General features: G+C 59.7%; 2 protein-coding genes. Both read left to right on the plus strand.

The features are described 5' to 3' along the window. The first annotated feature begins 1,261 nt into the window (after nucleotides 1-1,261). A complete protein-coding gene (locus J3P85_RS12360; RefSeq protein WP_434706015.1) occupies nucleotides 1,262-2,323 on the plus strand; it encodes a TauD/TfdA family dioxygenase in 1,062 nt (353 codons plus the stop codon). Between the two features lie 34 nt (nucleotides 2,324-2,357). Beyond that, nucleotides 2,358-4,067: a cyclic peptide export ABC transporter gene (locus J3P85_RS12365; protein ID WP_411384838.1), complete on the plus strand. Its 1,710-nt coding sequence runs from the start codon at nucleotides 2,358-2,360 to the stop codon at nucleotides 4,065-4,067. The last annotated feature ends 399 nt before the right edge of the window (nucleotides 4,068-4,466 follow it).

Genomic DNA, 4,466 nt, shown 5'->3' on the forward strand with positions numbered 1-4,466 from the left:
GGGTCCCGGTGAATACAAGACTCATGAGCACCCAAGATCACCTGTGGGAGCGAGCTTGCTCGCGAAGAGGGCGGCTCATCCAACATCACTGCAAACTGACCCACCGCTATCGCGAGCAAGCTCGCTCCCACAATGGGTCGCGGTGAATACAAGACTCATGAGCACCCAAGATCACCTGTAGGAGCGAGCTTGCTCGCGAAGAGGGCGGCTCATCCAACATCACTGCAAACTGACCCACCGCTATCGCGAGCAGGCTCGCTCCCACAATGGGTCCCGGTGAATACAAGACTCATGAGCACCCAAGATCACCTGTGGGAGCGAGCTTGCTCGCGAAGAGGCCGGTCCATCCAACATCACTGCAAACTGACCCACCGCTATCGCGAGCAAGCTCGCTCCCACAATGGGTCCCGGTGAATACAAGACTCATGAGCACCCAAGATCACCTGTGGGAGCGAGCTTGCTCGCGAAGATGGCGGCTCATCCAACATCACTGCAAACTGACCCACCGCTATCGCGAGCAAGCTCGCTCCCACAATGGGTCCCGGTGAATACAAGACTCATGAGCACCCAAGATCACCTGTGGGAGCGAGCTTGCTCGCGAAGAGGGCGGCTCATCCAACATCACTGCAAACTGACCCACCGCTATCGCGAGCAAGCTCGCTCCCACAATGGGTCCCGGTGAATACAAGGCTCATGAGCACCCAAGATCACCTGTGGGAGCGAGCTTGCTCGCGAAGAGGGCGGCTCATTACATCACTGCAAACTGACCCACCGCTATCGCGAGCAAGCTCGCTCCCACAATGGGTCGCGGTGAATACAAGACTCATGAGCACCCAAGATCACCTGTAGGAGCGAGCTTGCTCGCGAAGAGGGCGGCTCATCCAACATCACTGCAAACTGACCCACCGCTATCGCGAGCAAGCTCGCTCCCACAATGGATCGCAGTGAACACAAGACTCATGAGCACCCAAGATCACCTGTGGGAGCGAGCTTGCTCGCGAAGAGGCCGGTCCATCCAACATCAGAGCAAACTGACCCACCGCCTACTGCAGCAACGGATATACACACCAAAAAACCACCCCTCTCGGAACGGAAGATCGGCAGCTCCGGAAACGACCTAAGTAAACCCACGACAACCTCTGTCCCGGTTTGCGGTGCCAGACATCCCCCCCGATCAATGTTTTTATCCTTGCCCGATGGTGGGTCGCATTGGTCCGGCCCTGCGACGTGGATCCGACGATCCGTGGTTCAGGAGTTATTGATGAGTCTTCAAACTGACGCTTCGCCCGTCATGCCCGCTGACGGGATCGCGGATTCGCTTGCCTGGCCAGGTCCTGGAGCCGGCGAATCGGTCAGGCTGTCGTTGCTCGCCGACGGTTTGAGTTTGCCGGTGGTGATCGAGCCGATCGATCCCGGGCTGGATCCTTCGTTGTGGGCCAATACCCATCGCGAGGCCATCGAGGCGTTGCTGTGTCGCCACGGTGCGGTGCTGTTTCGCGGTTTTGATCTCGGCTCGGTGCCGGCCTTCGAGGCGTTCGCCGAAGCCTTGTCGCCCGGATTGCACGGCAGCTACGGCGACCTGCCGAAGAAGGAGGGCGGACGCAACGTCTACCGCTCCACGCCTTATCCCGAGCGCGAAATGATCCTGTATCACAACGAGAGTTCGCACCTGGAAAGCTGGCCGCGCAAGCAATGGTTCTATTGCGAACAGCCCTCACGGGTTGGCGGCGCGACGCCGCTGGCCGACATCCGCCAAGTCCTGCAATGCCTGCCGCCGCAGGTGGTCGCTCGATTCGAACAAAAAGGCCTGAGGTACAGCCGCACCTTCACCGCCGGTGTCGAGCCGAGCTGGGCGTCGTTTTTCGGCACCACCGAGCGCGCCGTCGTCGAACAGCGTTGCCGGGAAGAGGGCACCGATTTCGAATGGCTCGACGATGAGACCCTGCAAGTGCGCACCCTTTGTCCGGCGGTTATCCAGCATCCGGTAACCGGGGAGCGGGCTTTTTTCAACCAGGTACAGCTGCACCATCCGTTTTGTCTCGGCGAGGAAATGCGCGAAGACCTGCTCGATATGTTCGGCGCCGATCGCCTGCCGCGCATGGTCAGTTACGGCGATGGAACGCCGATAGAAGACGACGTCATGGCGTTGCTCGGTGAGGCCTATGAGGCTTGTGCGGTCAGGTTCGCCTGGCGCAAGGGCGATGTGGTGATGCTCGACAACATGTTGGCCGCCCACGCTCGCGATCCCTACGAGGAACCACGCCTCATCGTCGTGGCGATGGGCGAAATGACCGCTCGGGGCGATGTATGGCGACCGGCGTGAGCCCTTTCGTGACTCCATTCGAGGATAGCAACCCATGAAAAACGAGCAGAACGCGAAGAAAGAGAAGAAGCCAAAACCGGGCTCGGTCATGCGCCTGTTGTGGCGTAACCATCCCTGGCTGACGCTCTTTACGTTGATCTGCGGTGTCATCAGCGGGGTTGCGTCAATCGCGGTGGTGAGCGTGATCAACGAGGCTATCCACAATGACGGCTCTCGCCTGCAGGCGCTGTACTGGTTCATCGGGCTCAGTGCCACGGCGCTGATCTTGCGCAACGGTGCGGCATTGTTTCCGGCCTACGCCAGCATGCGCATCATGACGCGCTTGCGCATTGCGCTGTGTCGCAAGATTCTCGCCACGCCGCTGGAAGAAGTGGACCGGCGCGGCCCGCCCAATGTGCTGACGATGTTGACCAACGACATCCCGCAATTGAATACGACGCTGATCATCATGCCCACGGTCCTGGTGGAAACGACGGTCTTTCTGTTCGGCATCGGCTACCTGGCCTACCTGTCGTGGGTGGTCCTGGCCCTGACGGTTTCACTGATGATCCTGGGGGTGGGGCTGTACCTGTTCTTCTTTTCCTGTGGCGTCAGGAACACTTCCCGCGTACGGGATGAATACACCGCGTTCAATGAATACACACACGCCTTGGTGTTCGGCCTCAAGGAGCTCAAGCTCAATGGCGTGCGGCGTCGTTGGTTCGGTCGCTCGGCCATCGAGGCGTCTTCCACCCGTGTGGCGCGCTACAACTTCGTTGAGCGCCTGTGGTACACCGCCGCCGACAACGTCGGGCAGTTCACGCTGTCATTGTTGATCGGTTGCCTGCTGTTCGCCGCGCCGCTGTTCAGCGTCGTCGATCCGAAAATCATGACCGCCAGCGTACTGGCTGTGTTGTACATCATGGGCCCGCTGTCGTTGCTGGTCACAGCCATGCCCTTGATGGCGGCGGGCCGGGTGGCCTGTACACGTCTTTCGGAATTCGGTTTCTCGATCAACGATCCGCACCCGGAGCCCATCGAGACCGAGGTGCCCAAGGTTCACCTGCTGGAGCACAAGAAGTCGTGGAATCGGATCGAATTGAAGGCCGTCAGCATGCATTACCACGAACTGCACGCAGAGACCGGTTTCTCCCTGGGACCCATCGACCTGACGGTGCAAACCGGTGAGTTGATTTACATCGTCGGTGGCAATGGTTGCGGCAAAAGCACCTTGGCCAAGCTCATCTGCGGGCTCTACATTCCCCAGGGCGGTGAGGTCCTGCTCGATGGCAAGCCGGTCACCGATGAAAGTCGCAACGACTATCGCGATCTGTTCTCCGCCGTTTTTTCCGATTTCCACCTGTTCAACCGCCTCATCGGCCCCGACGAAGAGGACGGCAACCCGACGCTGGCGCGCAAGTACCTGGAAACACTGGGGCTGGCCGACAAGATCAAGATAGAAGGGCTGGGCTATTCGACCACGAAGGCCTTGTCCTATGGCCAGCAAAAACGCCTGGCGCTGGTGTGCGCCTACATGGAAGACCGCTCGGTCTACGTACTGGACGAATGGGCCGCGGACCAGGATCCGCCATTCAAGAAATTCTTCTACGAAGAGCTGCTGCCCGACCTCAAGCGTCGTGGCAAGACGGTGCTGATCATTACCCATGACGACCAGTATTTCCAACTGGCCGATCGCATCATCAAGTTGTCGGATGGCCAGATCGTTTCCGACATCAACTGCGCCCTGCGCGACAAGCGAGCCTGAATGTCCGTTCCGACAACATCGTCCGGCTTGCGATGTTGTCGCGACAACACCTTGGCAAACGGATGAACGCCCCTCGGCATCATCTCGACCCGACAGGTGCGAACCTGCTGTCGGGTGGCGATGCCATGCCCCGGACGACCCTTTCGTCCAGGTGACCATCATCGACATCGTGCCGCGCTGGCTGCCTGCGCGGATCTGCATCAACTCCAGGCGTGCCTGTTGCGTTTATCCCGGGCAGCACTGACAAATCTCTGAGAAGGAACGTATGGAATTTATCTTTGCGCGTGCTGTGGGTGGCGTTGTTGCAACAGGCCTGGCGGCTGACCGGGGTCACGAAAAACGACGGGGCCACGGGGCGCCGGGCAGTGCGTTGTGGGTGCGCGTGTCGGAGGGGCAGGT

The organism is Pseudomonas sp. Z1-12 (genome assembly GCF_051132015.1).
Classification (GTDB): domain Bacteria; phylum Pseudomonadota; class Gammaproteobacteria; order Pseudomonadales; family Pseudomonadaceae; genus Aquipseudomonas; species Aquipseudomonas zanjanensis.

Bases quoted from the DNA above. Each gene is read 5' to 3' on its own strand.
- J3P85_RS12360 (WP_434706015.1), top strand. From the start codon at position 1,262: ATGAGTCTTCAAACTGACGCTTCGCCCGTCATGCCCGCTGACGGGATC.
- J3P85_RS12365 (WP_411384838.1), top strand. From the start codon at position 2,358: ATGAAAAACGAGCAGAACGCGAAGAAAGAGAAGAAGCCAAAACCGGGC.